The sequence below is a fragment of the Streptomyces malaysiensis subsp. malaysiensis genome, assembly GCF_040653035.1.
Classification (GTDB): Bacteria; Actinomycetota; Actinomycetes; order Streptomycetales; family Streptomycetaceae; genus Streptomyces; species Streptomyces malaysiensis.
This window is the reverse complement of the sequence record NZ_JBEZNG010000031.1, coordinates 22,373-47,957: the sequence shown is the minus strand read 5'-3', so window position 1 is coordinate 47,957 and position 25,585 is coordinate 22,373. Positions and strand designations below refer to the sequence as shown.

Below are 25,585 nucleotides of genomic sequence, written 5' to 3'. Positions count from 1 at the left end.
GGTGCGATGCGTGGATGAGGGGCGGCCCCGCCGGGGCCGCCCCTTCGCACGTGCGCTGTCAGGCCGTCGTCGGCAGATAGCGCTCCAGTGCCTCCACCACCAGCGCGTGGTCCTCGGCCTGTGGCAGCCCCGAGACCGCGACCGCCCCGATGACGCCCGTGCCCGTCACATGGACGGGGAAGGCGCCGCCGTGCGCGGCGTACCGGTCGGGGTCGAGCCGGGAGGACTCCTCGAAACTGGTGCCCTTGGCGTGGAAGCGGGTGCCGACGAGGTACGAGCTGGCCCCGTAGCGCTCCACGACCCGGCACTTGCGCTCCAGCCAGGCGTCGTTGTCCGGCGAGGTGCCCGGCAGGGCGCGGTGGAACAGGCGCTGACCGGCCCGGTGGATGCCGATGGTGACGGCGGCGCCGCGCTCCTGGGCCAGATCGGCGATGAGGCAGCCCAGGCGCCAGGCGTCGTCGTTGCCGAAGCGGGGCAGGCGCAGCCGGCGCTCCTGCTCCTCCAGACGGCCGATCAGCTCGGTGTAGTCGGTGTGCTCGCTCATGCCGGGACCTCGATCCGGACGGTACGGCGCTCGGCGGCCGACAGCCGGGCCGCCTCCAGCACATGCAGCGCGGCCGCGGCCTCGGCGGCGGTGACCGGCGGCGGGGTGCCGTCGCGCAGGGCGGCGGCGATGCCCGCGTAGTACGCGGGGTAGTCGCCCTGGAGGGTCGGCACCGGGGTTCCGCCGCCGGTCAGCGGGGACTCTCCCGCGCCCAGCCGGCCCCAGTCGCCCTCCGGCTCTGCGCCCCATTCGGCGGACGGGTCGCCGGGGCGCAGCCCGTCGCGCAGGGCGGCCTCCTGCGGGTCGAGGCCGTACTTCACATAGCCCGACTCGCTGCCCAGCACCCGGAAGCGCGGACCGAGCTGGGCGGTGGTCGCGCTCATCCACAGATGGGAGCGGACCCCGCCGGTGTGGGTGAGGGCGATGAAGGTGTCGTCGTCGGTCCGCGCCTCGGGGCGGCGCACATCGGCCTCGGCGTAGACGGATTCGACGGGGCCGAAGAGGGTGAGCGCCTGGTCGACCAGATGGCTGCCCAGGTCGTACAGCAGCCCGCCGATCTCGGCCGGGTCGCCGGACTCCCGCCAGCCGCCCTTGAGCTGCGGCCGCCACCGCTCGAAGCGGGACTCGAAGCGCTGCACCTCGCCGAGCGCGCCCTCGGCGAGCAGCTTGCGGAGGGTGCGGAAGTCATTGTCCCAGCGCCGGTTCTGGAAGACGCTCAGCAGCAGCCCGCGGGATTCGGCGAGCGCGGCCAGCTCCTCGGCCTCGGCCGCGGTCGCGGCCAGCGGCTTGTCCACGACGGTCGGCAGCCCCGCCTCCAGGGCGGCACGGGCGAGCGGGACATGGGAGCGGTTCGGGGAGGCGATGACGATCAGATCCAGCTCATCCGCCCGGCCCCACAGCTCATAGGCGGAGTCGACGAGGCGGACGTCGGGGAATTCGGCGCGGGCCTGCTGCTGCCGCTCCGGGCTGGAGGTGACGATGGTGTCGAGGGTCAGCCCCTCGGTGGCCGCGATCAAGGGGGCGTGGAAGACGGATCCGGCCAGGCCATAGCCGATCAGTCCCACTCGGACGGTGGTGCTGCTGTCATGCGTGGCATCCATGTGGTTCACTTTGGCAACGCTGTTGCGAAAGTTCAAGCGGGAGCCACAATGGATGGGTGAACAGCACGATGTCGGGGGCGGCCGGGCCCGGAGCCAATTTGTCCGCCCTGCGCAGCCATAACGCCGCACTCGTCCTGCGTCTGCTGCGTGACGCGGGCGAGGATGGAGTCAGCCGTCTGGAGCTGGCCGGGCGCACCGGCCTCACCCCCCAGGCCGTCAGCAAGATCACAGCGCGGCTGAGAGCGGAGGGGCTGGCGGCGGAGGCCGGTCAGCGCGCCTCGACCGGCGGCAAACCGCCCACCGCGCTCCGCCTGGTCCCGGGCGCCCGCCATGCGATCGGGCTGCACCTCGACCGCGATGAGCTGACGGCGGTCCTGGTCGACCTCGCGGGCACACCGGTTGCCGCCCGTACGGCACCCTTCGACTTCGGCGCGGCGGCGGACGAGGCGATGGCGGCCGCCACCGCCGAGGTCAGGGCGCTCCTCGCGGATGCGGGGGCGGGTGGTACGGAGAGTGGGGGCGCGGCGGGCGGCGGGGCCGGCGGTGCGGCGGACGGTGTGACCGGTGGCCCGGCGGGCGGTGTGGCTGGTGGCCTGGCGGGCGGTGGGAACGGCGGCGCGGTGGACGGCGTGACCGGCGGCGCCGTGGACGCGGGTACCGCAGGGTCGGTCGGCGGCGGGAACGGTGGTGCCGCGGGTGGCGGGACCGGTGGTGCGGGCACGGCCGGGACCGGGCGTGCGACGGGCGGCGCGGCCGCGGCCGCGGCCGCGGGCGGGACCGGCGGTAGGGCGGGCGGCGGTGCCGGAGACCCGGAAAGCGCCGGAACCACCGGAACCACCGGTACCGCCGGAACCGCCGGAACCGCCGGGCCCGCGGGCGGCGGCGGGCTGCTCGGCGTCGGCGTCGCCGCGCCCGGACCGCTCGACCACGGCTCTGGCGTGCTGCACCGCGTCACCGGCTTCCCCCAGTGGGACGGCTTCCCGCTGCGCGACGCGCTCGCCGAGCGGCTCGCCCTGCCCGTCGTCCTCGACAAGGACACCAACGCCGCGGCGCTCGGCCTGGCGACCGCCGGGACCACCGAGTCGGCCGCGTACCTCCATCTGGGCACCGGCCTGGGCGCCGGTCTGGTGCTCGGAGGGGACGTCTACCGGGGGGCGCGGACCGACGCGGGGGAGTTCGGGCATCAGGTGATCCAGCTCGACGGGCCGCCCTGTGGCTGCGGCAACCACGGCTGCCTGGAGGCGCTGTGCCTCGCCGCCGTCGCGCGTGGCGACCGTAAGGACGCCGCGCGGCTGCTCGGCATCGGCGCCGCCAACCTCGTACGGCTCCTCGACATCGACCGGGTGCTCCTGGGCGGCCGGGTGGTGCTGGCCGATCCCGAGCCCTACGTACGCGGGGTGGCCGCGCTGATCGCCGAGGACTCCGCCCGCGCCAGCCGTCCCACGGTGCCCGTGGACGTCGTGGAGCGGGGCGGGCGGGCCGTCGTGGAGGGCGCCGCCCGCCTGGTGCTCGCACCGCTGTTCGCACTGGGCTGATCGAGGGGGATCGTGAGGGCCAGTCGGGGGCAATCCGGGCCTTGTGCGGTGTGTCGGCGTGCGGACGCGGAATGTAGCGGAGTGCTCGGGGAAAACCGCAGCACAGCAGAGGTTCACTCATGCGCTTGCCCACCGCACTGTCCCTACGAGCAGTCCTTCCGGCGGCCGCGCTCGCGTTCGCCCCGGCCCTCTACGGGGTTCCGGCGTACGCCGCCGGGGCCCAGCCCGCCACCTGCGGGGACCGGAACGCCACCGACTTCCCGATCGAAGCCCATCTGCGCGACGGGCCGGACCAGTACGCCCGGGGCGGCGGCTGGCGCGGCTGGCACCTCGAACTGCGCAACGCCACGGATACCGGCTGCCGCGCCATCCACCCCATCGCGGTCCTGGTCGACCAGGCCCATGAACTGCGGCCCCGCCATATCGGATTCGAGTTCCTCGACCCGTACGCGGAGGGCGGCGCCACTTGGCGGACCGTCTCCTTCGAGACGACGGACGAGGACGAGAACATCGGGGTCTTCGACGACCACTTCAAGGGTTTCACCGTGCCCGCGCACAAGACCGTCGACGTCCAGGTGCGGACGCGGTTCACCGCGGACGCGCCCGAGGGGCCGGTGACGGCCAACGCCATCGCCGTACAGCGGCGCGCGGACGACGGCGACTGGGTGGGGCAGTCGAACGACTACCAGTTCCGCGTCGGCGGCGCGGCGACGGCCACGGGGGCCGGTACGAGCACCGGGGCCGGTACGAGCGCGGATCCCGGAACGCGTACGAGGGCGGCTACCCGCACCGGCCGCGTTGCGGGGACGGATACGGATACGGATACGGGCACGGATACGGGCACGAGCAGGGGCACGGAGACGGCGGATGCCGGTGATTCCGGAGCCGCTGCCGAAGGGGATGCGGAGACAAAGCCCGCTCCGCCGCCGACCACCCGCTCCAAGAGCCCCACGGCCACTCCGACGCGTACGCCCGACAAGCCCCGGCCCTCTGCCTCTGCCTCCGCCTCCGCCTCCGCCTCGCCGAGCGATGGCACCAGAAGCCCCGGCGCAAGCCATAAGGAGAGCCGTCCGCCCGCGGTACCGCCCCGCGCCGACAGCGACGTTGATGCCGACACGGAGGCGGAGGCCGACGTCGACGCGGAGGCCGACGTCGACACCGATCCCAGTGCCGAAACGGACACGGGGACCGGAGCTGATGCCGATACCGGCACTGGTACCGGCACCGATAGCGGCAGCGATACCGAGCTGGGCGCGGATACCGACACGGACATGGACGCCGACCTCGGCGCGGGCACGGACACCGGCAGCGACACGGGTACCGACACCGACACCGACACGGGCCTGGACACCGACACTGGCCTGGACTCGGACGTGGGCGCTGACGTCGATGCCGGTACCGAGACCGGGACGGGTACCGACACCGGTACCGACGAGGGCCTGGACACGGGCACCGACCTCGGTGCCGACGCAGGCACGGACGCCGACCTCGGCACGGACACCGGGCTAGGCACGGACACCGAGGACCCCAGCGCCGACACGGACCTGGGCACCGAAACCGACCTGGGCACCGAAACCGACCTGGGCACCGAAACCGACCTCGGCACCGACACGGATCTCGGCACCGGGGCCGACCCCAGCGCCGAATCCGACCTGGGCACCGAAACCGATCCCGGCACCGGCACCGGGAGCGACGGCCGTCACGAGGAGGGCGGTGACCGCGAGCACGAGCGCGAGCGGATGCCCGAACTCGCCGCGACGGGCCGTCACACCGCCCTGTTCGCGGGGCTCGGCGTCATCAGCGCCGCGCTCGTGACCTGCGGCACCGTCCTCGTGGTGAAGTCCCGGCGCTCGGGGGCCTGAAGCCCCGACGCCCTCGAGTCCGGGGTATCCGTATCCGAGTTTTCCGAGCTGTCCGAACTGTTCGAGCTACTGGCCCCGGGGCCCCTCGCCCCGGCGGCGCAGCTCGTCGTCGACCTTGTCCGAGCCGGACTGGATCTGCTCCGAGTACTGGCCGCCCGTCTTCTTGTCCGCGGTTTCGGCCCCCTTGCGAGCGCCCCGCCGAGCCTTGTCCGGGTTCTTGCTGATCGCGCCCTTGAGCTTGTCCATCATGCCCATCGCGGCCTCCTTACGGTCCGGCTCGTTCCAGGGAGGGCGGAGTCCGCCCCTCCCTCAGGATCGGACAGCTGTGCGGATCTGTCGCGCTGGGACGGAGCGCGAACGGACGGCGAACGGATCGTGCGCCCGGACACAGGGCGGTCTCACCGGCGCTTTCCCCGGTTAGGCTGAAGGTCGTCGCAGAGGCCGATTTCGAGCGGAGAGCAACCAGTGGCAGAGCGCAAGCCGATCGAGTCATGGCTCACCGACATGGACGGTGTGCTGATGCACGAGGGCATACCGGTGCCCGGTGCCGACGCCTTCATCAAGCGGCTGCGCGAATCCGACACGCCCTTCCTGGTGCTCACCAACAACTCCATCTACACCCCGCGCGACCTCCATGCCCGGCTGTCCCGGATCGGGCTCGACGTCCCGGTGGCCAACATCTGGACGTCGGCGCTGGCCAGCGCCCAGTTCCTGGACGAGCAGCGGCCCGGCGGCACCGCGTATGTCATCGGTGAGGCGGGGCTGACCACCGCGCTGCACGACATCGGCTACGTCCTTACGGATGTCGAGCCGGACTATGTGGTGCTCGGCGAGACCCGTACGTACAGCTTCGAGGCGCTCACCAAGGCCATCCGGCTGATCAACGACGGTGCGCGGTTCATCGCCACCAACCCCGATGAGATCGGGCCCTCCGCGGAGGGTGCGCTGCCCGCCACCGGCTCCGTGGCCGCGCTGATCACCAAGGCCACCGGCCAGCGGCCCTATTTCGTCGGCAAGCCCAATCCGCTGATGATGCGGTCCGGGCTGAACGCGATCGGCGCCCACTCCGAGTCCAGCGCGATGATCGGCGACCGGATGGACACGGATGTGCGGGCCGGGCTCGAGGCCGGTATGGAGACCTTCCTGGTGCTCACCGGGGTGACCAAGGCGGGCGAGGTGGACCGGTATCCGTACCGCCCGTCCACGGTCGTCGAATCCATCGCGAACCTCGTGGAGCGCATCGCCTGACCCGCCGGTGACCGGCCTGCCGGCGATCCGCCAAAGAGTCGTCAATGAGTCGTCGATGAGCCGTCGGTGACCCCTGTGCCCCGTATGGCGCAGTAGGCGCCCGCAGCGGATGCGGGCCCCTGCCGGGCGCGTGAGCCTCTTGGTATCGGGAGGTTCTCACTATGCGCATTGTCGCACTCACCCTCTGTGTCGGAGCGTGTGCCGCCGTCGCGGCGGTGACGGCCGCCGCTCCGGCCCTCGCCGACCAGCGCCACTCCGTCACCACCACGATCCGGATCAGTCCGCAGGCCCTCGCGCCCGGCGCGGAGGTCGAGGTCTGGGCCTTCGGCTGCCCCGACGACAGGGCGGCCACGGCCTCGTCACCGGTGTTCGTGGACGACGCGGAGCTGACGCCCGAGGGGGACGCGCTCTTCAGCGAGGCGACGATCCGTTCGACGGCGGCCAAGGGGGCGCACCGGGTCACCCTGGACTGCGCGGACGGCCTCGCGCGCCGGGGCGGAACGCGCGAGGGCGAAACGGATGAGGACCGTAAGGGCGGCATGGACGGGGTTTCCATCGCCGTGGAACGCCCGCCCTCGCCCGTCGCCCCCGTCCGCGCGGGCGGCGGCGGCACCGCGCGCGAGGAGGAGCGGGCACGCGATGACATCGGCGGCGCGGCGGCGTACGGCCTGGTGCTCTCGGGCGGTACGGCCGTGGCCGTCGGCGGCCTGGCGGTCCACCGCCGCCGGCACCCCTCCCGTGCTGCGGGCTGATCGCCATGGACGCCATGGATATGGACACCGGGATGGACGGAAACGTGGACGGCAATCGCTTCTCCGGCCTCGGACGGCTGGCCATGGGAGTGGCCTGGGCGGCGCTGCTGCTCGGCCTGTGGATGTGGGGCCGTGACACCACGGAGGGCACGGGCGGTCCGGCGCCGACGACCGGGGACGTGGCCGCGGTCGGTCGGCCGCCCGCCCATCCGCTGCCCCCGGCGCACGCGCCGCTGACGTCCGCCCGGCCCAAGCGGGTCGTCATCGAGGCGGCTGGGGTCCGGGCGCCCATCGTCGCCAGCGGTCTGGACCGCGACGGCGCGGTGAAACCCCCGCCGTTCAGCAGCCCCGGCGCGGTCGGCTGGTACCGCGCCGGCCCCGAGCCCGGCTCCCCGGGCGCCGCGCTGCTCGTCGGCCACCTGGACACCAAGAGCAAACCGGCGGTCTTCCACGATCTGCGCGACCTCAAGCGGGGGGAGCGGGTACGGGTCGCGCGGTCGGACGGTACGACGGCGGAGTTCACGGTCGAGGACGTCGAGGTGGTGCCCGAGAAGCACTTCGACGCGCGGCGGGTGTACGGGTCGCGGTCCCATGACCGCGCGGAGCTGCGGCTGATCACGTGTGGCGGGAAGTTCAACCGCTCGACCCGGACGTATTCGGCGAACGTCGTCGTCTCGGCGTACCTGACCGGCACCACGGGCTCCCCCCACAGCGTCTCGGCGGGCAGCCGCAACGCGCGATAGCCGACGAGGGCGGACGCCCACGCCAGGCCAAGCCCCCACCCCTCCCCAAAACCAGGGGCCGCGCCCCCAGACCCCACCCGGCGCGGTGCCCCGAACCGAACCCAGACCGGGGCTCCGCAACCGGCCCCCGCTCGGGGCTCCGCCCCAGGCCCCGCCCCGGGGCGGGGTCCCCGCTGCCGGGCGGGGCTTGCCGTGTCGTACGGGCGAAAAATTGGGTGGGTTGTGGATGAGCGCAGGGTGATTGGGGGCGGTGTGTAAGGATTGATTCGACCGGTCTTGTCCTGCCGGGGGATTACCGTCTGTTCCCGGAGCGTGCACCCAAGGGGGAGTGGATGTACGGCAGTTATACCGGCCGTTCGCGTGACGTTGCCCGTGGTCGCGACCGTACTCACGCCCGCACCCGTACTCACGCCCGCACCCGCGATCGCAATCGCATTCGCATCCGCGCGTTCTCCGCCGCCGGGGTGCTGCTCTCCTGCGTGGTGCTCTCCGGTTGCTTCGGGACCTCCAAGGAGGACAGCGATCATGCCTCCGTCGCCGGGGAGCCGAAGCAGCGGCCCAAGTCGACGATTCCCTACTGGGTGAATCCGGACGGCAGCGCGGCGCGGCAGGTGGCGGCGTATCGGAAGAAGGGGGCGGACAGCGAGGCCAGGCTGATACAGAAGATCGCGGAGCAGCCCGTCGCGGAGTGGCTCGGGGTGGACGACCCGGAGGGGCAGGCGCGGGGGTTCACCGCGGCGGCGGACCATGTGAACCGGGATTCGCTGCTCGTCTTCTACAACATCCCGCACCGCGACTGCGGGCAGTACTCCAAGGGCGGCGCGGCCGACGGCAACGCCTATCGCACCTGGCTGGACAGGGTGATCCGGGGGATCGGCGACCGTCGGACGACGGTCATCCTGGAGCCGGACGCGCTGCCGCATGTGGTGGACGGCTGTACGCCCAAGCGGTACCTCGAGGAGCGGTACGACTTGCTGACCGGCGCTGTGGACAAGCTCAAGGGGCTGCCGCACACCAAGGTCTATCTGGACGCCGGAAACCCCCGCTGGATCAAGGACCCGCGGCGGATGGTCGAGCCGCTGAAGCGGGCCGGTATCCGTAAGGCCGACGGCTTCGCGCTGAACACCTCCAATTACCAGACCACCCAGGAGAACCGGGCGTACGGCAAGCGGCTGTCCGCGCTGATCGGCGGCAAGCCCTTCGTGATCGACACCAGCCGTAACGGCAATGGCCCGGCCCCGGGGAAGAACGACCCGCAAGCGTGGTGCAATCCGAAGGGCCGGGCGCTGGGTGAGACGCCGACCGTCGCCACCGGGGACAAGGCGGTCGACGCCTATCTGTGGATCAAGCGGCCGGGCGAGTCGGACGGCACCTGCAAGGGCGGTCCCACCGCGGGCCGGTGGTGGCCCCGGTACGCGCTCGATCTCGCCCGTAACGTCGGCCGTGCCGACCGTGAAGCCCGTAAGGACCGTAAGGAGCATAAGGACAGCAAGAGTCAGAGTCCTGGTGTCGGGTCCCGACCCGCTCAGGGGGGTTGAGGCGGGTCTCCACCCCCTGGCCGGGATCTCCACCCGGCACCGGCCCGGGAGCCGATGGCACATGGGCGCCGCGCGGCGAGAGTAAGGGCCGTGACAGCGAACATTGTGATCCTTCAGCTGGTCATCCTGACCGTGGTTCTCGAATCCGACCTGGGCCGCCGCAAGATCGGGTGGTTCCGCTTCGCACGTCCGGTCATCGCCGTGGCCGCCATCGTCCCGTTCTTCTTCACCACCGTGCCGACCGGCGGCAACGACCTGATCCTCCAGGGCGCGGGCGCGCTGACCGGGGCACTGCTCGGGGCGTTCTCGGTGTGCCCGCTGCTGATGTCGGTCGGCCACGACCCGGCCTGGCGCCGCCGCCACTTCCGTACCGCCACCACCCCCGCGAAACCGGCCGTGGTCAGCCACGCCGGTGCCGGGTACGCGGCGGTCTGGATCGCGGTCACCCTCGCCCGGCTCGGCTTCGCCTACGGCTCCGAGCACATCTTTCCCGCCGCCCTCGGCCGCTTCCTGGTCGACCAGCAGTTGTCCGCCGACGCCTTGGCCAACGCGTTCATCCTGCTGGCGATCGCCATGGACCTGGTGCGCAGCCTCGGCCTGTGGGCCCGCGCCCGCACTCATCTGGTCCAGGCCGGCATCGCTCCCGCCCACGCCTGACACACACCACCGCCAACCCATGCGGATCGGAGACAACACCATGATCATCATCTCGCTCATCGGCGTGATCGCCACGGCCGTCAAGAAGCTCGCCGGCCGCTTGGGCCGGAACACGGGCCTGCGATAATCCCGCTCCAATGACTCTCATCAGCCGATTCGGACCGGCCCCGGAGCAACCCGGGATCGGGGTGAGCGCTCTCCTCCCCGACCCGCGCGCCCGCTCCGCGGTGTCGCTCATCGGCCTTGCCATCTCGCTGTGGATCACGGTCGACTCGCTGCCCGCGCACCCGGGCGCCGCCGCGCTGATCGCGCTGGCGGCGGCCGGCGCGGGATGGCTGGCTCTGGCCACCGTCGCCACCGGCCGGACCGCACTCGCCGCCATCGCCGTGACGGCGGCCGGTGGCGCGGTGGTCGGGGTGGCCGACGCCAAGGGCCTGATCTTCACCGGTGTGGCGGCCGGCAGCGCCGGTGTGGCCTTCGGTATCACCACCGCGCTCGCCCTCGCCGCGATCGGCCCGGCCGTTTTCGCCCTCACCGCGCTCGCCCAGCACCAGTTCCCCGGACAGCTGTTCGCGGTCTGCACCGCCGCTCTGATCGGCCTGGTGGGCGGGGCGAGCCGCCGCGAGATCACCCAGCGTGCCGCGCACAGCGCCGAGGTCGCCTACCAGACGCGGCGCGCCGCGCTCGCCGGGCAGGAGGCCGAGCTCGCCGCCGAGCGCAACCGGCTCGCCCGGGACCTGCACGATGTGCTCGCCCACACCCTCGGCGCCCTCTCGATCCAGCTGACCGTGATCGACACCCTCGCGCGCAAGGCCGACGTACCCGATCCGCTCCTCACCCAGATCGGACGCGGCACCGAGCTCGTCGGCTCGGGTCTGGAGGAAGCGCGCCAGGCGGTGCACGCTCTGCGCGAGGACAACACGCCGCTGCCCGCCCAGCTCGAACGGCTCTGCACACTGCACCGGGCCGATCTGAAGATCACGGGGGAGGTGCGGGGGCTCGAGGCCCAGGCCACCCTCGCCCTCTACCGCGTGGCCCAGGAAGCGCTGACCAACGCCGCCAAACACGCCCCCGGGGCTCCCGTGACCGTCCGTCTCGTCCACGGCCCCGAGGAGGCGGCCTTGACGGTGCACAACGCCGCACCGGACCCCGGCGCACCCGGCCCACTGCACACAAGCGGCGGCGGCTTCGGCCTCGCGGGCATGCGCGAACGCGTCCTCCAGGCCGACGGCCAGTGCTCCACCGGGCCGTCCGAGGACGGCGGCTGGACGGTCACCGCCCGTATCCCCTACCGACGGAGGCTTCGATGAGCGACGCGCCGATCACCGTGATCGTCGCCGACGACCAGCGGGTGATCCGCGACGGCCTGGTCACCATTCTCGGCGCGCTCGACGGGATCCGGGTCGCCGCCGCTGCCCAGGACGGTGCCGAGGCCGTCGCCCTCGCCGTCGAGCACGAGGCCGACGTCGTGCTCATGGATCTGCACATGCCCGGGACCGACGGCATCGAGGCCACCCGCCGACTGCGCGAGCAGCTGCCGTCGACGGCCGTGGTGGTGCTGACCACCTACACCGATGACGACTCCATCCTCGCCGCCCTCGAGGCCGGGGCCATCGGCTATCTGACGAAGAACGCCTCCGCCGCCGATATCCACCGCGGTATCGCCGCCGCTGCCGCGGGGCACACCATCCTCGACCCCGCCGCCGCCGCTCGCGTGATGCGCGCTGCCCGCCGCCAGGACGCCGGCCCCGGGCCCGGGCCCGGGCCCGGGCCCGCCGACACCCTGCCCGACGGGCTGACCGGGCGCGAAGCGCAGGTGCTCGCGCTGATCGCCCAGGGTCTGTCCAACGCGGAGATCGCCGCCAAGCTCTACCTCAGCAGATCCACCGTCAAAACCCATATCAACCAGATCTTCGCCAAGACCGGCAGCCGCGACCGCTCCCAGGCCATCGTCTACGCCCATCGGCACGCGCTCACCGCGCCCGAGCGGTAGACCTCGGACGGCTCGGCTGTCGGCTGCCGGCGGCGGTGTCGGCGCCGGCAGCCGCCGTGCTCACTTCTTCGCGGCCGCGGGCACCTTCACCCACACCGCCTTCGACGGAGTGCCCTGGTCGTCCACCGCGTTGAGCATGTACCACCCCGGCGGCACCACCGACGCGTCCTTCGGGAGGGTCACCGTCACCCCGTCCTTGGTCCGTGTGAAGTCAAGTGCGATCGACCGCTGCTCGACATTGGTCACATGGGTGAAGGAGCCGGGCCGGATCAGCCGCATCTTGGTGATGGCCGATGCGTGCGCGGTCCGATAGGTGGTCTTGGCGCCGAGCTTGACGGTCTTGGGCGCGCCGCCGGCCAGCTTCGGACGGGAGTCGCGGAAGAGATACGGCGGGGTGTAGAGGTCGATCTGCTGCTGGAACTCACCCGGTGTGGTGTTGGCCTTGTCGGCGAAGAGCGAGTCCGAGCCGAAGGTCATCACCCGGCCGTCCGGCAGGAGCAGCGCCCCCGAGTGGTAGTTGCGGCCCACCAGCGGGTCGGCCACGCCGCGCGAGGTGTTGGTCCTCGGGGTGTAGAGCTCGGCCTTGAGCACATTGCTGGCGCCGCGGCCCCGGTAGTCGCCCGAGCCGTTCGTGGTCAGAACGGTGTCATCCGGGAGGATCACACTGCTCGGATAGCGTGCCTTCGCATATAGATCGGGACCGTTTTTGAACCGTGGCTTATCGGCGTGCAGATCGACGATCCGGGTCTTCGCCGTGGACGTGGGGTCCTCGCCGACCCCGCCCCCGCCCAGCACCATGAACCGCTGGTCCTGTGCGGGCGGCAGCAGTACGGACATCGACGTCTCCAGGGCGTCCGGGGCGCTGATGCCCGGGACCACGTCGAACCGGTTGCTCTTCGGATCCCAGATGCCGGGGGTGCGGCCCTTGTCGTCCGGTCCGTATCCGGCGTTCGAGCCGGTGTAGAAGATCCGGCCCTTGTCGGTCAGGAACAGTGCGGGGTAGGTCGGGAAGAAGCGCTGCTTGGGCAGGTACTTCCACTTCTTGGTCTTGGGGTCGTAGATCTCGTTCTTCCCCGGCACCACCTGGCCGATCTCGTCCAGTCCGGAGACCGCGAGCACCTTGCCGTCCTTGAGGGTGGTCAGGGTCGGGTACCAGCGGGCCTCGTTCATCGGATCGACCGGGATGTACCGCTCGCCCTCCGGGTCGAATTCATACGCCTGCTTGATGCCCTGGAAGTCCTTCTTGTCGAACGACAGCTTCTGCGCGATCCCGTAGAAGTTCTGCCGGTCCTTGCCCTTCAGCCCGGCGATCCGGTAATTGTCCTCGGTGCCGGTCTGGTACTTCTTGCCCTTGCGCAGCGCCTCCACATAGACCCGCGCCGTGCTCGCGGTGACGGTGACCTTCCCGGTCTTGGGATTCTTGGTCTTCTTGGCGCGCGGAACGAGCAGCGGATCCTTGGACTCGAAGGTCTTGCCGTTCTCCTTGCCCGTGAAGCGGGTCCCGGCGGGGAGGGTTTTCGGCTTGTCGGGGCTCTCGTTGTGGACGAACATCAGTCCGCCCGCCTTCTCGACATCGCCCTTGAGCTTCTCATAGCGCTGGGTGCCGCCCGCGACCAGCAGCTTTCCATCCGGGAGCTGGCTGTGCCCGGAGCAGAAGAGGTCCTTGGGGGTCGGAATGTTCGTGAAGCTGTTCTTCTCCGGATCCCATAGAACGCTGCGGAAGGATTTGGCGGCGAAGTTCTTGGCGTTGTTCCCGGAGCCGGCCACCAGCAGCACCTTTCCGGTGTGCAGCAGGGCCGCGTGGATCGTATTGATCCGGTATTGGTCGGGGACATTGACCACATCCCAGTGGCCGTTCTCCGCCTTGTACTCCGGTTGGTTGATTTTGTAGGCGTGGTACTTGTCCGAACTGAAACGGTAGAGGGCCGGGCCGTTCATCCCGGCCAGCACGATCACAGCAGCCGCACCGATCCCGAAGCGGCGGGTGCGGCGAGTCGGTCGGTACTTCACTTCTTATCGTCCCCCAAAGGCGGGCTGCGTGTTCCGTTTCTCCTGGCGGACGGTCCACCGCCAGGCGATGATCGGGGCGGCTGTGACAGCCAGGGCAAGTGATGCCCAAACGGTCATCGCTGGATGACTGTGGCCGAAGTAGGAGGAAGAGGCGAGCGACCCGCCGAAGATCTAGTTGAAGAGCCTGCCGGGCGGCAGCGAGAACGGCGCCTTCCAGAGCTGTTTGACGATCGTCTCGTAGGTCCCGCGTGACCAGCGCAGCTGCTGGGTGAAGAAGCCCGTCCAGGCGTTCGGCCCCTCTCCGACCGCCAGCACTGCGCCAGTCGGCGTCTCCCGCCGATCCGCTCAGTCGCGGTGCGCCGAGCGCAGCCGGATGCGGATGTTCCCGAAGTGGTCGCGGATCGCCTCTTCGGCCCGCAGGGCGTCCCCCGAGCGCACCGACTCCAGGATCTCCCGGTGCTGCTTGCAGGTGACCTTCGGGTCGGTGGGCACGTCCACGAGGTCGGTGCGCACCCGGTGGAAGGCGTCCCAGAACGCCTCCAGCACCTCGCTCAGCAGGGTGTTGTCCAGGCTCCCGTAGAGCGCGGCGTGAAACGCCCGGTCCGTCTCGGCCCGCACCGAGCCCTCCGCGGCCTCCGCCTCCATCCGCCGGACGACCGCGTCCAGTTCGGCGAGATCCGCCTCCGGGATCCGCCCTGCCAGCCGCGCGATCAGCCCCGTCTCCACGGCCTCGCGCAGCTCCAGCAGCTCCAGCAGGCTGTCCTCGCCCCGGTAGTGCCCGGCGACGGTACGGAAGATCAGCCCCTCGATCATCGGCGCCATCGACATGGGCCCGACATACGTCCCGAAGCCGTGCCGGATCTCCACGATCCCCATCGCCTGAAGCGCCTTGAGCGCCTCCCGTACGGAGTTGCGGCTCACGCCGAGCAGCTCCATCAGCTCGGTCTCGGTGGGCAGCGGGGCGCCCGAGGGAAGCCGCTGGTCGACGATCAGCCGCTTGATGCGTTCCTGGATGTCGTTCGTCATCCCCCGTGAATGGGAATGCGAATGTGAGTGCGCCGCCACCGCCACCTCCGATCCGAACAGCTTAGCGGCGGGGGTGCGAGCAGGTCAGATGTGCGTGTGGGGGGAAGGCCGTCCAGGCTACGGGGGCCTGCTTCTGGTCGAGGTGCTCGCGGGCCGCTGGGGTATCGGGGAGCGCCGGGGTCCTGGCGAGAGCGTATGGGTGCGGATTACCGAGGCGAGGTGGCTTTGAGCATGGGGTCGGGGGGTGGGGGCGGGGGCCTCGCCGCCGGCCGCCGGGTCCGTGGGGGTCGGTGCCGTGGCGGCTTCCGTGTCCAGGGGCCGGGGCCGATCCGGAGTGCGGGCCGCCGGGCCCCGTGGCGGCCTCTCCGGGTGCCCCTTCGAAAAACGCTTGATCTGGAGCAACTAATTTGTCAAACAGTTTCGAGAAGGGGGTACCCCAGGGGCGAGTGCGGCAGGTGCCAGGGTCCGGCAGTCCGGCAACGGCCTTTGCCACGCGCGACCGTAGCCGCCACCGGCGGCCCCCATCCGGCAAGCCCGGCGCCCGGCGACGCAACCCACGCCCCCCACCCCCTGCCCCGCTGCTCAATTGCGCCGAAGGCGCGAGACGGCGCCGCACCCGACAGAACGGAGCACCCCAAACCACTCCCGCCCCCCGAAGCGTGGCTCGGTGTGATCGACCGGCGCACCAGCGGCGGCCGACCCCGGGCGCACCACGGTGCGCCGGGGGCCGGGCCCTGGCGTGTGCCCCTCCGGTGCGGAAGATTCTGCTGCGCCATCAATTCGGTGCATTGCCGAATGTGTCGCACTGGAGGGGAACATGTCGCCTATTCGCATCTTTGTCGCATCGCTCGCCGTCGCCGGCGTGCTGGCCGGTATGGGGGCCGGCACCGCGACGGCCGCCGCCGTCAGCCGCTTCGACGACGGCAGCTTTGAGACGCCCACGGTGGGGGCCAACACGTTCGTGAACCTGGGGACCGGTGCGTCCATCGGACCGTGGAAGGTCACGGCCGGAAACGTGGACCTGATCGGGGACGGCTTCTGGCAGGCGGCCGAGGGGAACCAGTCCGTGGACCTCAATGGTGGGGGCGCCGGCACCGTGGCGCAGACCTTCGCCACGGTGCCGGGCAAGAAGTACTCCGTGACGTACTCCCTGGCGGGCAACCCGGGTGGCGGCCCGGCCGTGCGGACCGGAAAGGTGCTGGTGGACGGGCAGACCTTCCAGGACTTCAGCTTCGACGTCACCGGCAAGACGTGGACGAACATGGGCTATGTGACCCGGGAGGTGACCTTCGTGGCGCGTGGCACCTCCACGACGCTGGCGTTCGCCAGCACGAACAGCGGCGCCTACGGGCCGGTCATCGACGACGTCAGGGTCAGCTCCTGCACGCCCTGTCCCTCCTGCGACTGATCGCGTAAGGGAGCCCCCGGCGCCCCCGCGCGCCGGGGGCTCCCCGGTTTTCCGCGGTTCTCCTCAGTTCTCCGCGCAATTTCGCTCAGGTGACCACGCGCCGCTCGCGGGTCACGACGGATACCGCGCCCGTGGCGATGGCCAGGACGAAGGCGATGGTCATCGCGGGGTTGATGTATCCGGGGACCGCGGCGTCATAACTCCCGCCCTCGTCGATATGGCAGGTGAAACGAAGGGGAAAGTAGTGCGCCTCATAGCGGTCGACTTGGGCCGCCTTGACCGCCCCGCCCGCCTTGGCGCACTCCTCGCGCATGTTGTCGTTCTCCATGAACATCACATGGAGCGCGCCCCATATGTACAGGGCGACGGTCGCGCAGACGGACAGCAGGGCGGTTCCCCCGAGCCATTCGTCCTGCGTCTTCCGGCGGCCGGTGCGCTTGGCGATGCCCGAGCCGACCATGCCGATCAGGGTGAAGATGACGATGACCCCGATCAGGCAGATGAAGAGCAGCAGGATCGAGTCGTGTCCGCCAGCCGAATCGGCCGCCATCGATGAAGGGGATGAAGGGGATGAAGGTGCTTCGCTCACCGCGTCATCCTGTTGTACTTCTCGAAGATGTAGTAGAGGGGCGGGCGCCCCGACGGCGGTGAAGGTCCGTCAGGAAGCGGTCCACGCCGCGTGCTTGTGCCTTCTGGTGTGGTGCCGTGCGAGGCAGAACCGCACGGGAACGGCCAGCAGCCAGCAGTACTCCGCCGTGTCGGGCGAGACCATCGCCACCGGCACCGAGCTTCCGAAGACGATCGCGACACCCACCGCCTGCTGGAGCGACTGGGCGATCAGCGCCTCCTCCAGCCTTGACGTGTCGAAGTTGACATGTAGGTTGAAGTGTATGAGCTTCTTCGAGGTCTTGGCCGCCGCGGCGGTCGCGGCGGCCCTCATCGCCCGCCAATCCGAATCGGCTCGGGCAGGCGCTCGTCCTCGTCCCGTGTGTGATGTCCTCCGGGTCAGGGCGATCGGCTGGACCTCATACGCGGCCGCGGACAGCGGCGCCGGGCGCGCCGGTTCGGCGGCTGGAGATGACGGCCCGCGGGGCTCATGGTGATGAGCTCGCGCGACAGCGGGTCACCGTTGGCGCGGCGACCCGCTGTCCGTGGACCCCTGGCGCTTGTTGACGTGCTCGATGGCCCATAGCGCCCAGTCGCGCAGGGCCTGGTACTGGCGCAGGCCGTACTCCGAGGCGAGCTGTCCGAGGACGTCGAGGCCCTCCGGGGGCTCGACGTCCCGCTTCTCGCGGAGCGCGCGGAGTTCGGACATGCGCCCCTCGGCGTGTTCGACGACGCCGCGCAGTGCGGTGACGGTCTCGTTCGGCTCCAGCGCTTCGAGCAGGAACAGCCGCAGGACCTGCTCGTTGCGCACCACGCCCTGCCCCCATGGCGAGAGCAGCCACTCCCTCAGCTCCTCGCGGCCCTTGTCCGTCACCGCGTAGGTCCGGCTTCGGCGGGCGCCCTCATGCGTCACCTCGACGAGCCCTTGCTCCGCCAATCGAATCAGCTCGGGGTAGACGCTGGTGTGGCCGGCCTGCCAGGCGTACCGCCCGAGGTCGCGCTCGAACTCCTTGCTCAGTTCGTAGCCGCTCGCGGGCTCGATGGCGAGGAGGCCCAGCAGTGCGTGCGACAGAGACATAAGCGCATCTTACGGGGGCGATCCGTGGCCACCGGAGGCCGCGGTCCTTGATCGTCAAACGCCGATGGGCGCCCTCGGAAACCAAGGACGCCCAGGTCAGCGACGTAAGCACTGGTGCGCCGCCAGGGACTCGAACCCCGGACCCGCTGATTAAGAGTCAGCTGCTCTAACCAACTGAGCTAGCGGCGCCCGCTGACGTGCAAATCCTACCCGACCCCGGAGGGTGCTCAGGCCGTCTCAACTCCACGCCATTGGTATGGACATGACTATTGCCCCTGGATACTCTCAACTTGGTCTAGACCGCCGTGCACGGCTCGTCGAAGCACTCCCCACGTCTTCAGGAGCGAAGCATGCGCAAGAAGATCAGCGCCGCCGTCATCGGCATCGGTCTCGCGGCGATCTCCGTCCTCGCGACCGGCGGCAGCGCCTCCAGCCACGGCTACACCGACTCGCCCATCAGCCGCCAGAAGCTGTGCGCCAACGGCACGGTGACGGGCTGCGGCGACATCCAGTGGGAACCCCAGAGCGTCGAGGGCCCGAAGGGCTTCCCGGCGGGCGGTCCCGCGGACGGTTCGATCTGCGCGGGCGGCAACAGCCGGTTCTCGCAGCTCGACGACCCGCGGGGTGGCGGCTGGCCCACGACCAGGCTGACCGCCGGGCAGAGCTACACCTTCAACTGGCGGTTCACGGCCTCCCACGCGACCACGGACTTCAAGTACTACATCACCAAGAACGGCTGGAACCCCAGCCAGAAGCTCACCCGTGCGAGCCTGGATTCCCAGCCCTTCCTGACCGTTCCGTACAACGGCCAGCGCCCGCCGTCCACGCTCTCCCACTCGGGGACCATCCCGAGCGGTAAGACCGGCAGACACCTGATCCTCGCCGTGTGGACCATCGCGGACACCTCGAACGCCTTCTACGCCTGCTCCGACGTCCAGTTCTGACGTCGCCGGTGTGGTGCCGTCCACGGGCGGCACCACACCTCAGGGGGCACGGTCAGACGTTCAGCGCACCCGCCTTCGCGCTCCGGACGAAGGCGGCCAGGACCGCCGGCACGGTGGTCACAACGGTGCCGGGGTCGTCGCTCTCCCGCAGCCGGACGCGGCCGTCGGTGGCGGCGACCTCGACGCACTGGCCCTCGCCCACGGAGTAGGAGGACTTGCGCCAGTGGAGGTGGCGATGCGCGGTCATTGCAGAGGTGTTCATATGTGGGGCCCTCTTTCTCATACCAGACCAGCGATGAGGGCCTTCGTCGCATCCGTGGACAGCGCGCAGTCCACGATATGGCCGAAGGCGTCGGCGAAGACGGTGACGTCGTCGACTCCTTCGACGTACGAGGGGCCGAGCAGGTTCTCCTGCGTGACCACATCCGGCATCGGGCCCGGGAAGGCCACGAGTGTGAACGCGCCCGCGTCCCCGGGATTGGGCGCCGTGTCGATCGGCATCACCTGAAGCGTGACCGTGGGCCAGTCGGCCACGTCCAGCAGTCGTCGCAGCTGAGCGGCCATGACGCCGGGCCGGCCGGTGAACCGGCGGCGCAGCGCGGCCTCGTGGATGACGGCCCACAGCCGCAGCGGATGGCAGGAGCGGGTGAGGACGGCCTGGCGGGCCAGGCGCACCTCGGCGAGGGCGTCGACCTCGGCGGCGGTACGGGCCACGGCGTTCGCCGCGATGGTCTCGCGGGCGTAGTCGGCCGTCTGGAGCAGACCGGGGACGACCAGCGGGGCGTAGTCGCGGACGCTCTCCGCGTCGCTCTCCAGCGAGATGTAGTCGGCGTAGGCGGGCGCGACGACACCGCGATAGGTCTGCCACCAGCCGCGTTTGCCCGCGTCCTTGGCCAGTCCCTCCAAGGCGATACGGGTGCCCGGGTCGGTGACGGCATAGGCCCTCAGCAGGGTTTCGACTTCGGTGGTGCGGATCGTGGCGTTGGCGTTCTCGATCCGGGAGAGCTTCGGCGCGGTCCAGCGGCGGGCATCGGCCGATCCGTTCGCGGTCGCGTTGAGCGCCTCGGCGGCCGCGTCCAGTGTCATCCCCGCTTCGGTGCGCAGCTGTCGCAGTGTGGACCCCAGGCGCCTGCGCCGAACGGTGGGCACTGGCTGGTAGGACATGTCGCCAGTCTGTCGTATTGCCAACTACGCCTACCAGCCCGGCATATGCCAGTCTTGTACGACTGGGTCGAAACATTGCGAGTGGGACGTCCCATAGGCCAGGATCGCTAGGGGACGCGGCAGCGCGCCGTGCTTTGGAGGAGCCCCGGATCATATGGCTGAGAACATCTCGCAGCGATACGAACTGCGCCTCCGTGCCCATCCGCGGATCCTTGCGGACGTACGCCGTGCCGTGGCGGCGCGGCTGCGGCTGTGGGGGCGTGAGGAGCTGATCAGCGCGGCGGGGATGTGCGTCACCGAGCTGCTGTCCAACGTCCATAAGCACGCGGCCTCTCCCGAATGCGTCCTCACCCTGGAGAACCTTCCGAACGGGATCCAGGCGGCGGTCGGCGACACCGAGTCCGCGCTGCCCGTCGTCAAGGAGCCGGACTTCCTCTCCGAGAGCGGCCGGGGGATGTTCCTGCTGAGCAAGACCGCCCATGCGTGGGGCACGGATCTCACCCCGACGGGCAAGACGGTCTGGTTCACCCTGCACGCGGAAGAGGTGGAACCGTGAGCGGCGGCGCCGGTAGCGTGGGGCTCCGGTCGAGGGCAGGGGGTGGGCCATGGACCCGGTGACGGCGGGAGCGCTGGTCACGGCGGTCAACGCGGCGGCGTCGGGCGCCGGTGGCGAGGCCGGGCGGCGGGCCCTGGAGTCCTTCGGCGCGCTGGTCCGCAGGGTGCTGCGGCGGGGCGAGGGCGAACCGGCCGGTGAGCCGGAGCCGGTCGCGATTCCGTACGACGACGGCGACCGGCTGCGTCAGTTGGCCGATCTGCTGGTCGAACGGGCCAGGCGGGACCCGGAGTTCGGCCGTGACCTGGCCGCCTGGATGCATGAGCACGGCGAACCGGCCGGGGCGGCCGGGACCGTGCACAACAGCGTCTCGGGCGACGCCCGTATCACCGGGCCGGTCATCCAGGGACGGGACTTCCACGGGCCGATCAACTTCGGCTGAGGCCGGCGGCACCCCCGGACGGGGGGAGCGGGCACCCGGTGCGAGCTGGCAGCAACCGGACACTGGTCCCCACTCCGCGTCGCCGAACCCGGCCGGATCGCTGCGGTCCGTAGCCCCGCCTCGTCCGGGCGGCACACTCACCGGTAACTTGTGGACATGCGCCCCCGGCGCATCGGTGGTGCCACCGCATGGCGCGCGCTACCGCACGCGGTTTTGTCAACTCTTTACCTCACGCCCCGCGTTGACGTGGTCGCTGTGTGCGAATTAGTGTCGTCATGGATTTCGCACAATGCTGCCCGCGCATTTCGGGGCAGAGGAATTGACGAGAATCAGGCCGGTATTCGCATAACCAGGTCACTGTCGCCCGGCAGGGGAAGTCATGGTTGGTCTTGTGAGGGTGTCCGAGCCTTCTCCCATGAGCACGGAGAGCACGGAGACTCCCTCGTCAGGCGCCATCGACTACGTCGAGCACGCGCTGCTGGCCGCCCGTGATCTGATCGAGTCGACGGTCACCCGGCACCGCAGGGAGCTGGCCCAGGACTCCTGGGCGGGGACGGCTCTGGGGAAGGTGCCGCTCGCCGAGGTCGTCGACACGCTGGTCGACTGCGCCGAGCGGACCGTCAGCGTGGTGCTGCCGGGGAACGAGGAGCAGACGCGGGCCGTCTGCGCCGCGCTCGCCCGCCCCGCCAGGGGAGCCCGGCGCGCCGTGGTCGTACGGCTGTTGTGCGAGGAGCGGGTGCTGGAATCGAGCGCGGTACGGGCGCTGGCGCGCACCGATCCGCGGTGCGAGATCCGGATCAGCGACGGCGGACTGCCGGCGTTACCCGAGGCGCTGCTCATCGACGGCGAGGTGGTCTACCTCAGACGGGGGCCGTCGGAGCCGGGGCGGGGTCCGGGGCAGGCGTCGCTCGTCGAAGACCCCGCCACGGTGCGGGCCCTGGAGATGATGTTCGCCGGGACCTGGGGGAACGCCGTGGGGATCGCCGACTACCCACGGCTGGGCGGGCGGTTGTGCCCGGACTCCGTGCGGCGGATCCTGGAGTGCCTGCGCACCGGCCACACCGATGAGGTGGCGGCGCGCACGATGCAGGTCTCCCTGCGCACCTATCGCCGGTACGTGGCGGAGATCATGCGGGAGCTGGGGGCCAACTCCCGTTTCCAGGCGGGGGTGCGGGCGGTGGAACTGGGACTGCTGCCCAGCCGTCACTGACGGTGCTCGAGACCTTGACCACGTCACGAGGCGGAAAGTGCGGGAATGCCGACATGATGGACCGCGGACGCGATCCGGGGCCGGAGGCCGCGCTCGCGGTGGACACCCTGGAGGGGACATTACGGGAGGTACGGGACCTCATTGAGTCCACGGTGGTCCAGCACCGGGCCCGGCGGGCCCGGGACGCGCGGTTCACCGAGGTGGGGGTGGAGGACGCCGCGTTCCTCGCCGCCGCCGAGGAGGTGATCGGCCAGGCGGGGCGGAGCGTGGACGCCGTCTTCCCCGAGTGCTCGGCCCGGATGGCGCCGGCGCATGCCGCGCTCGGCGCACTGCTGGAGGACCTCGGCGAGCCGGTCGGGGTGCGGGTGCTGCGCGGAAGATCGGCTCCTGGATCAGCGGCAGGAGCGGGACCCGGACCAGGGCCCGGGGCGGGATCCGGACCAGGGCCCGGGGCGGGATCCGGACCAGGGCCCGGGGCGGGATCCGGATCAGGGCCCGGGGCGGGATCCGGCGCCACCGCCGGAGCGTCGCCGGGGCCGGTGCCACGGCCCATCCCCGGTCCCGCGTCATCCGTTTCGCCCGCAGGGGCGTCCGGCGCCGCGCACCCCGCGCAGGTGCGGATCGCGGCGGTGGCGCTGCCCACGGCGGTGATCGCCGACGGCCGGGCCGCCCTGGTGTGCACCGAGGCCGAGGAGGGACGGCAGACCTCGGTCATCGAGGACCCGGTGGTGGTCGCCACCCTGTACGGCATGTTCCGCTCCATCTGGGGCGGTGCGGTGCCCGCCGCCCGTCCGCTGGACTTCGGCAATCGCGCCCGTACCGAAATGGTGCGCCGGGTGCTGGCCCGGCTGCGGGACGGGGTCACCGACGAGGCCGCCGCCCGCGATCTGGCGATCTCGGTGCGTACGTACCGCCGCTATGTCACCGGGATCCTGGAGCTGCTGGAGGCCAACTCCCGTTTCCAGGCGGGGGTGCGCGCCACTGAGCTCGGCATCCTTGGAAATACGTCCACATGATAATTTCGTTTTCCCCATCGACATTGTGATCCGGAGCGTGCTGGCGATAGGTTGCCTGCGGGCGTGCCGAGATCTGGCAACAGCCGGTAATGCAAGGGGATTTGGGGATGACCGAAGGGCACGGAAGGGGCGCGACCGCCACGGCGGGCGCGGACGGCGGGCCGAGTACGGAGGCGCCGCATTCACCCCGACCGGGACATGCGCGAAAGACCGGTGACGACGCCGGAAATGGTGAGAGACCGCGGAGCGAAGGCGGTCGGAAAATGACCGCGGCGGCATCCGGTGGAGCCCTCGCCGACCGGCGGAGAACGCTGTTCCGGGGTGTGCTGCCGCCGCTTGTATTCGGGCTGTCGCTGCTTGTCGTCTGGGACATCGTGACCCGGACCGGCGCCGTTGCGGAGTTCTATCTTCCGGCTCCGCTCGACCTCGCACGGCATTTCCTCGATGACGTGTTCCACGGTGATCTTGTCGACTACACCGAGGAGACGGTGTGGGAGGCGCTTGCGGGCAGTGGCATCGGGATCGGAGTGGCGCTGCCGCTGGGTTATCTGATCGCCCGCAGTGAGATCGCCGCCGCGGCGCTCCAGCCGTATGTGGCCGCCTCGCAGGCCATGCCCGCGGTGGCGCTGGCCCCTCTGCTGGCCCTGTGGATCGGGTACGGACTGCTGCCCATCGCGGTCCTCTGCGCGCTGCTGGTCTTCTTCCCCATCATCGTCAACACCGTGCTGGGGCTGCGTTCACTGGACCCCGATGTGATGGGGGCCGCGCGGGTGGACGGGGTCGGGTGGTGGGGGATGCTCTGGTACATCGAGCTGCCGCTCGCCCTGCCCAGCGTTCTCGCGGGGGTGCGCAACGGCCTCACGCTCTCCATCACCGGCGCCGTCGTCGGCGAATTCGTGATGGGCGGCGACGGTCTGGGGCAGCTGCTGTCGGTGCAGCGCCAGGAGGCCGACACCATCGGACTGTTCTCCACGCTCGTCATGCTCGGCCTTCTCGCCGCCGTCCTGTACGGAGTGGTTCGTCTGGTCGAGCGGCTCGTTCAGCGCGACTGACCAACTTTCATCCAAGAGGAGAAGTACGTGCGTTTCGTGCAGACGTCCATGAGGTGTGCCCGCAGACACCGGGTCACGGGTGCGGCCCTCGCCTCGGTGGTGGCACTGGCCACCCTGACCTCGTGCGCCGAGGAGCCGAATGACGCGGGGGCCAAGGGCGGCGCAGGCATCACGGTGGGGCTGACCTACACCCCCAACATCCAGTTCTCCCCGTTCTATGTGGCAGCTGAAAAGGGTTACTACAAGGACGCCGGACTCAAGGTGACGCTACGTCATCACGGCGCCGCCGAAGATCTTTTCGGAGCCCTCTCCTCGGGCAAGGAAGATGTGATCTACGCGGGCGGCGACGAGATGCTCCAGGCGCGCGCCAAGAATGTACCCGTCGTGGACATCGCCACCTTTTACCAGAAATACCCGGTGGGGCTGATCGTGCCCAAGGATTCCGAGATCCGGACCCCCGCCGACCTCAAGGGCCGGAAGATCGGCACACCCGGCCCCTTCGGCGAGACCTATTTCGGTTTGCTGGCGCTCCTCAAGGAGGGCGGCCTTTCCACCAAGGAGGCCAAGGTACAGAACATCGGCTTCACCCAGCAGGCCGCCCTCACCGGAAACAAGGTCGAGGGGGTCATGGGCTATCTGAACAATGACGCCATCTCCTTCAAGGAGGCCGGTAAGGAAGTCCGCTCGATTACCCTCAACTCGGGATCGTCGGGGGATCAGCTGGTCGGTGTGGGTCTGGGCGCCAAGAAGAAGACGCTCGACAAGCGCGGTGACGACATCAGGAAGTTCGTCGACGCCTCGTTGCGCGGATTGCGTTATGCGATCGACCACCAGGACGAGGCCATCGAGCTCAGCGAGAAGTATGTACCGGGGCTGCGCGGCGAGAAGCAGCGCGACAACGCCCGCGCCGTGCTCAAGGCCACCGCGTCGCTGATGAAGAACGACCAGGGCGAGCTGGGTGCGATCGACCCACAGACCTGGACCCGGATGGCCGACTTCATGTACGACCAGGGACTCCTGGAGAAGACCGTCACACCTGAGGACGCCTACGACACGTCGTTCCTGCCCAAGTCGTAGGTCCGTACGCGGAGTTCCGGGTGGCTG

27 protein-coding genes, 1 tRNA gene and 1 pseudogene are annotated in these 25,585 nt (G+C 70.4%); 17 read left to right on the top strand and 12 right to left on the bottom strand.

Annotated elements, in window-relative coordinates; translation table 11 throughout:
* Positions 1-58: 58 nt before the first annotated feature.
* Complete coding sequence (locus AB0E24_RS39190; RefSeq protein WP_069863768.1) at positions 59-544, bottom strand: heme-degrading domain-containing protein; 486 nt, start codon at positions 542-544, stop codon at positions 59-61.
* Positions 541-1,644 (bottom strand): Gfo/Idh/MocA family protein, encoded by a 1,104-nt coding sequence (locus AB0E24_RS39185; protein WP_359384386.1) that lies wholly within the window; start codon positions 1,642-1,644, stop codon positions 541-543. Before AB0E24_RS39185 ends, AB0E24_RS39190 begins: the two co-directional genes overlap by 4 nt.
* Before the next feature lie 449 nt (positions 1,645-2,093).
* Here AB0E24_RS39185 and AB0E24_RS39180 point away from each other — a divergent pair, with 449 nt between their 5' ends.
* Both AB0E24_RS39180 and AB0E24_RS39175 read left to right on the top strand, forming a co-directional pair.
* Entirely contained in the window at positions 2,094-3,179 is a 1,086-nt protein-coding gene (locus AB0E24_RS39180) for an ROK family protein (protein ID WP_435865373.1), read from the top strand.
* Positions 3,180-3,298: 119 nt separating this feature from the next.
* Positions 3,299-5,041, top strand: coding sequence for a hypothetical protein (locus tag AB0E24_RS39175; RefSeq protein WP_359384384.1), 1,743 nt, complete (start codon positions 3,299-3,301; stop codon positions 5,039-5,041).
* A 66-nt stretch (positions 5,042-5,107) separates the two neighbouring features.
* Here AB0E24_RS39175 and AB0E24_RS39170 read toward each other — a convergent pair whose 3' ends face one another.
* Complete coding sequence (locus tag AB0E24_RS39170; RefSeq protein WP_069863776.1) at positions 5,108-5,296, bottom strand: antitoxin; 189 nt, start codon at positions 5,294-5,296, stop codon at positions 5,108-5,110.
* A gap of 210 nt (positions 5,297-5,506) precedes the next feature.
* Between AB0E24_RS39170 and AB0E24_RS39165 the strand changes: the two genes are divergently transcribed.
* The 7 genes from AB0E24_RS39165 to AB0E24_RS39135 all read left to right on the top strand — a co-directional run bounded on the left by AB0E24_RS39165 (position 5,507) and on the right by AB0E24_RS39135 (position 11,972).
* The gene (locus tag AB0E24_RS39165) at positions 5,507-6,289 is read left to right on the top strand and encodes an HAD-IIA family hydrolase (RefSeq protein WP_069863778.1); all 783 of its coding nucleotides are present in this window, start codon (positions 5,507-5,509) and stop codon (positions 6,287-6,289) included.
* Positions 6,290-6,450: 161 nt separating this feature from the next.
* Positions 6,451-7,041: a hypothetical protein gene (locus AB0E24_RS39160; RefSeq protein ID WP_079257815.1), complete on the top strand. Its 591-nt coding sequence runs from the start codon at positions 6,451-6,453 to the stop codon at positions 7,039-7,041.
* Between the two features lie 5 nt (positions 7,042-7,046).
* On the top strand, positions 7,047-7,784 hold the full coding sequence (locus AB0E24_RS39155) for a class F sortase (protein WP_490055008.1): 738 nt from the start codon (positions 7,047-7,049) through the stop codon (positions 7,782-7,784).
* 332 nt (positions 7,785-8,116) lie between these two features.
* A complete protein-coding gene (locus AB0E24_RS39150; protein WP_359384381.1) occupies positions 8,117-9,322 on the top strand; it encodes a glycoside hydrolase family 6 protein in 1,206 nt (401 codons plus the stop codon).
* A gap of 90 nt (positions 9,323-9,412) precedes the next feature.
* Entirely contained in the window at positions 9,413-9,979 is a 567-nt protein-coding gene (locus AB0E24_RS39145; protein ID WP_359384379.1) for a hypothetical protein, read from the top strand.
* A 137-nt stretch (positions 9,980-10,116) separates the two neighbouring features.
* On the top strand, positions 10,117-11,289 hold the full coding sequence (locus AB0E24_RS39140; protein ID WP_102934800.1) for a sensor histidine kinase: 1,173 nt from the start codon (positions 10,117-10,119) through the stop codon (positions 11,287-11,289).
* Entirely contained in the window at positions 11,286-11,972 is a 687-nt protein-coding gene (locus AB0E24_RS39135; protein ID WP_359384376.1) for a response regulator, read from the top strand. Before AB0E24_RS39140 ends, AB0E24_RS39135 begins: the two co-directional genes overlap by 4 nt.
* 60 nt (positions 11,973-12,032) lie before the next feature.
* Here AB0E24_RS39135 and glxA read toward each other — a convergent pair whose 3' ends face one another.
* The 3 genes and pseudogenes from glxA to AB0E24_RS39120 all read right to left on the bottom strand — a co-directional run bounded on the left by glxA (position 12,033) and on the right by AB0E24_RS39120 (position 15,008).
* Positions 12,033-13,982, bottom strand: coding sequence for a radical copper oxidase GlxA (gene glxA, locus AB0E24_RS39130; protein ID WP_359384374.1), 1,950 nt, complete (start codon positions 13,980-13,982; stop codon positions 12,033-12,035).
* 3 nt (positions 13,983-13,985) lie between these two features.
* A pseudogene (locus tag AB0E24_RS39125) lies at positions 13,986-14,306 on the bottom strand (glycosyl transferase); the annotation flags it as partial.
* Positions 14,307-14,327: 21 nt separating this feature from the next.
* Positions 14,328-15,008, bottom strand: a complete 681-nt coding sequence (locus AB0E24_RS39120) for a FadR/GntR family transcriptional regulator (protein ID WP_069863792.1) — start codon at positions 15,006-15,008, stop codon at positions 14,328-14,330.
* 817 nt (positions 15,009-15,825) lie between these two features.
* Between AB0E24_RS39120 and AB0E24_RS39115 the strand changes: the two genes are divergently transcribed.
* Entirely contained in the window at positions 15,826-16,416 is a 591-nt protein-coding gene (locus AB0E24_RS39115) for a choice-of-anchor C family protein (protein WP_069863794.1), read from the top strand.
* A gap of 85 nt (positions 16,417-16,501) precedes the next feature.
* Here AB0E24_RS39115 and AB0E24_RS39110 read toward each other — a convergent pair whose 3' ends face one another.
* The 4 genes from AB0E24_RS39110 to AB0E24_RS39095 all read right to left on the bottom strand — a co-directional run bounded on the left by AB0E24_RS39110 (position 16,502) and on the right by AB0E24_RS39095 (position 18,289).
* Positions 16,502-16,966, bottom strand: a complete 465-nt coding sequence (locus AB0E24_RS39110; protein WP_359384371.1) for a hypothetical protein — start codon at positions 16,964-16,966, stop codon at positions 16,502-16,504.
* Between the two features lie 108 nt (positions 16,967-17,074).
* Complete coding sequence (locus AB0E24_RS39105; RefSeq protein ID WP_232639798.1) at positions 17,075-17,356, bottom strand: hypothetical protein; 282 nt, start codon at positions 17,354-17,356, stop codon at positions 17,075-17,077.
* 183 nt (positions 17,357-17,539) lie between these two features.
* On the bottom strand, positions 17,540-18,100 hold the full coding sequence (locus AB0E24_RS39100; RefSeq protein ID WP_359384368.1) for a PadR family transcriptional regulator: 561 nt from the start codon (positions 18,098-18,100) through the stop codon (positions 17,540-17,542).
* A 112-nt stretch (positions 18,101-18,212) separates the two neighbouring features.
* A tRNA-Lys gene (locus AB0E24_RS39095) sits at positions 18,213-18,289 on the bottom strand.
* Between the two features lie 161 nt (positions 18,290-18,450).
* Here AB0E24_RS39095 and AB0E24_RS39090 point away from each other — a divergent pair.
* Entirely contained in the window at positions 18,451-19,044 is a 594-nt protein-coding gene (locus AB0E24_RS39090) for a lytic polysaccharide monooxygenase auxiliary activity family 9 protein (protein ID WP_069863803.1), read from the top strand.
* Positions 19,045-19,096: 52 nt separating this feature from the next.
* Here the strand turns inward: AB0E24_RS39090 and AB0E24_RS39085 are convergent, their stop codons facing one another.
* Positions 19,097-19,306: a DUF397 domain-containing protein gene (locus AB0E24_RS39085; RefSeq protein ID WP_069863805.1), complete on the bottom strand. Its 210-nt coding sequence runs from the start codon at positions 19,304-19,306 to the stop codon at positions 19,097-19,099.
* Positions 19,307-19,323: 17 nt separating this feature from the next.
* Complete coding sequence (locus tag AB0E24_RS39080; protein WP_069863807.1) at positions 19,324-20,208, bottom strand: helix-turn-helix domain-containing protein; 885 nt, start codon at positions 20,206-20,208, stop codon at positions 19,324-19,326.
* A 154-nt stretch (positions 20,209-20,362) separates the two neighbouring features.
* On the opposite strand from AB0E24_RS39080, the gene AB0E24_RS39075 reads away from it, so the two are divergent.
* The 6 genes from AB0E24_RS39075 to AB0E24_RS39050 all read left to right on the top strand — a co-directional run bounded on the left by AB0E24_RS39075 (position 20,363) and on the right by AB0E24_RS39050 (position 25,558).
* Complete coding sequence (locus AB0E24_RS39075; RefSeq protein WP_099013887.1) at positions 20,363-20,764, top strand: ATP-binding protein; 402 nt, start codon at positions 20,363-20,365, stop codon at positions 20,762-20,764.
* 49 nt (positions 20,765-20,813) lie between these two features.
* Entirely contained in the window at positions 20,814-21,203 is a 390-nt protein-coding gene (locus AB0E24_RS39070; RefSeq protein ID WP_069863810.1) for a hypothetical protein, read from the top strand.
* Positions 21,204-21,618: 415 nt separating this feature from the next.
* A complete protein-coding gene (locus tag AB0E24_RS39065) occupies positions 21,619-22,413 on the top strand; it encodes a response regulator transcription factor (RefSeq protein WP_069863812.1) in 795 nt (264 codons plus the stop codon).
* Positions 22,414-22,466: 53 nt separating this feature from the next.
* A complete protein-coding gene (locus AB0E24_RS39060; protein WP_359384364.1) occupies positions 22,467-23,429 on the top strand; it encodes a helix-turn-helix transcriptional regulator in 963 nt (320 codons plus the stop codon).
* A gap of 488 nt (positions 23,430-23,917) precedes the next feature.
* A complete protein-coding gene (locus AB0E24_RS39055) occupies positions 23,918-24,481 on the top strand; it encodes an ABC transporter permease (RefSeq protein ID WP_237288278.1) in 564 nt (187 codons plus the stop codon).
* Positions 24,482-24,577: 96 nt separating this feature from the next.
* Positions 24,578-25,558, top strand: coding sequence for an ABC transporter substrate-binding protein (locus AB0E24_RS39050; RefSeq protein ID WP_234701196.1), 981 nt, complete (start codon positions 24,578-24,580; stop codon positions 25,556-25,558).
* The last annotated feature ends 27 nt before the right edge of the window (positions 25,559-25,585 follow it).

Bases quoted from the DNA above. Each gene is read 5' to 3' on its own strand.
- AB0E24_RS39185 (WP_359384386.1), bottom strand. From the start codon at position 1,644: ATGGATGCCACGCATGACAGCAGCACCACCGTCCGAGTGGGACTGATC.
- AB0E24_RS39155 (WP_490055008.1), top strand. From the start codon at position 7,047: ATGGACGCCATGGATATGGACACCGGGATGGACGGAAACGTGGACGGC.
- AB0E24_RS39190 (WP_069863768.1), bottom strand. From the start codon at position 544: ATGAGCGAGCACACCGACTACACCGAGCTGATCGGCCGTCTGGAGGAG.
- AB0E24_RS39140 (WP_102934800.1), top strand. From the start codon at position 10,117: ATGACTCTCATCAGCCGATTCGGACCGGCCCCGGAGCAACCCGGGATC.
- AB0E24_RS39175 (WP_359384384.1), top strand. From the start codon at position 3,299: ATGCGCTTGCCCACCGCACTGTCCCTACGAGCAGTCCTTCCGGCGGCC.
- AB0E24_RS39075 (WP_099013887.1), top strand. From the start codon at position 20,363: ATGGCTGAGAACATCTCGCAGCGATACGAACTGCGCCTCCGTGCCCAT.
- AB0E24_RS39065 (WP_069863812.1), top strand. From the start codon at position 21,619: ATGAGCACGGAGAGCACGGAGACTCCCTCGTCAGGCGCCATCGACTAC.
- AB0E24_RS39070 (WP_069863810.1), top strand. From the start codon at position 20,814: ATGGACCCGGTGACGGCGGGAGCGCTGGTCACGGCGGTCAACGCGGCG.
- AB0E24_RS39115 (WP_069863794.1), top strand. From the start codon at position 15,826: ATGTCGCCTATTCGCATCTTTGTCGCATCGCTCGCCGTCGCCGGCGTG.
- AB0E24_RS39170 (WP_069863776.1), bottom strand. From the start codon at position 5,296: ATGGGCATGATGGACAAGCTCAAGGGCGCGATCAGCAAGAACCCGGAC.
- AB0E24_RS39135 (WP_359384376.1), top strand. From the start codon at position 11,286: ATGAGCGACGCGCCGATCACCGTGATCGTCGCCGACGACCAGCGGGTG.
- AB0E24_RS39105 (WP_232639798.1), bottom strand. From the start codon at position 17,356: ATGAGGGCCGCCGCGACCGCCGCGGCGGCCAAGACCTCGAAGAAGCTC.
- AB0E24_RS39080 (WP_069863807.1), bottom strand. From the start codon at position 20,208: ATGTCCTACCAGCCAGTGCCCACCGTTCGGCGCAGGCGCCTGGGGTCC.
- AB0E24_RS39150 (WP_359384381.1), top strand. From the start codon at position 8,117: ATGTACGGCAGTTATACCGGCCGTTCGCGTGACGTTGCCCGTGGTCGC.
- AB0E24_RS39085 (WP_069863805.1), bottom strand. From the start codon at position 19,306: ATGAACACCTCTGCAATGACCGCGCATCGCCACCTCCACTGGCGCAAG.
- AB0E24_RS39160 (WP_079257815.1), top strand. From the start codon at position 6,451: ATGCGCATTGTCGCACTCACCCTCTGTGTCGGAGCGTGTGCCGCCGTC.
- AB0E24_RS39110 (WP_359384371.1), bottom strand. From the start codon at position 16,966: ATGGCGGCCGATTCGGCTGGCGGACACGACTCGATCCTGCTGCTCTTC.
- AB0E24_RS39180 (WP_435865373.1), top strand. From the start codon at position 2,094: ATGGCGGCCGCCACCGCCGAGGTCAGGGCGCTCCTCGCGGATGCGGGG.
- AB0E24_RS39120 (WP_069863792.1), bottom strand. From the start codon at position 15,008: ATGACGAACGACATCCAGGAACGCATCAAGCGGCTGATCGTCGACCAG.
- AB0E24_RS39100 (WP_359384368.1), bottom strand. From the start codon at position 18,100: ATGTCTCTGTCGCACGCACTGCTGGGCCTCCTCGCCATCGAGCCCGCG.
- AB0E24_RS39090 (WP_069863803.1), top strand. From the start codon at position 18,451: ATGCGCAAGAAGATCAGCGCCGCCGTCATCGGCATCGGTCTCGCGGCG.
- AB0E24_RS39060 (WP_359384364.1), top strand. From the start codon at position 22,467: ATGATGGACCGCGGACGCGATCCGGGGCCGGAGGCCGCGCTCGCGGTG.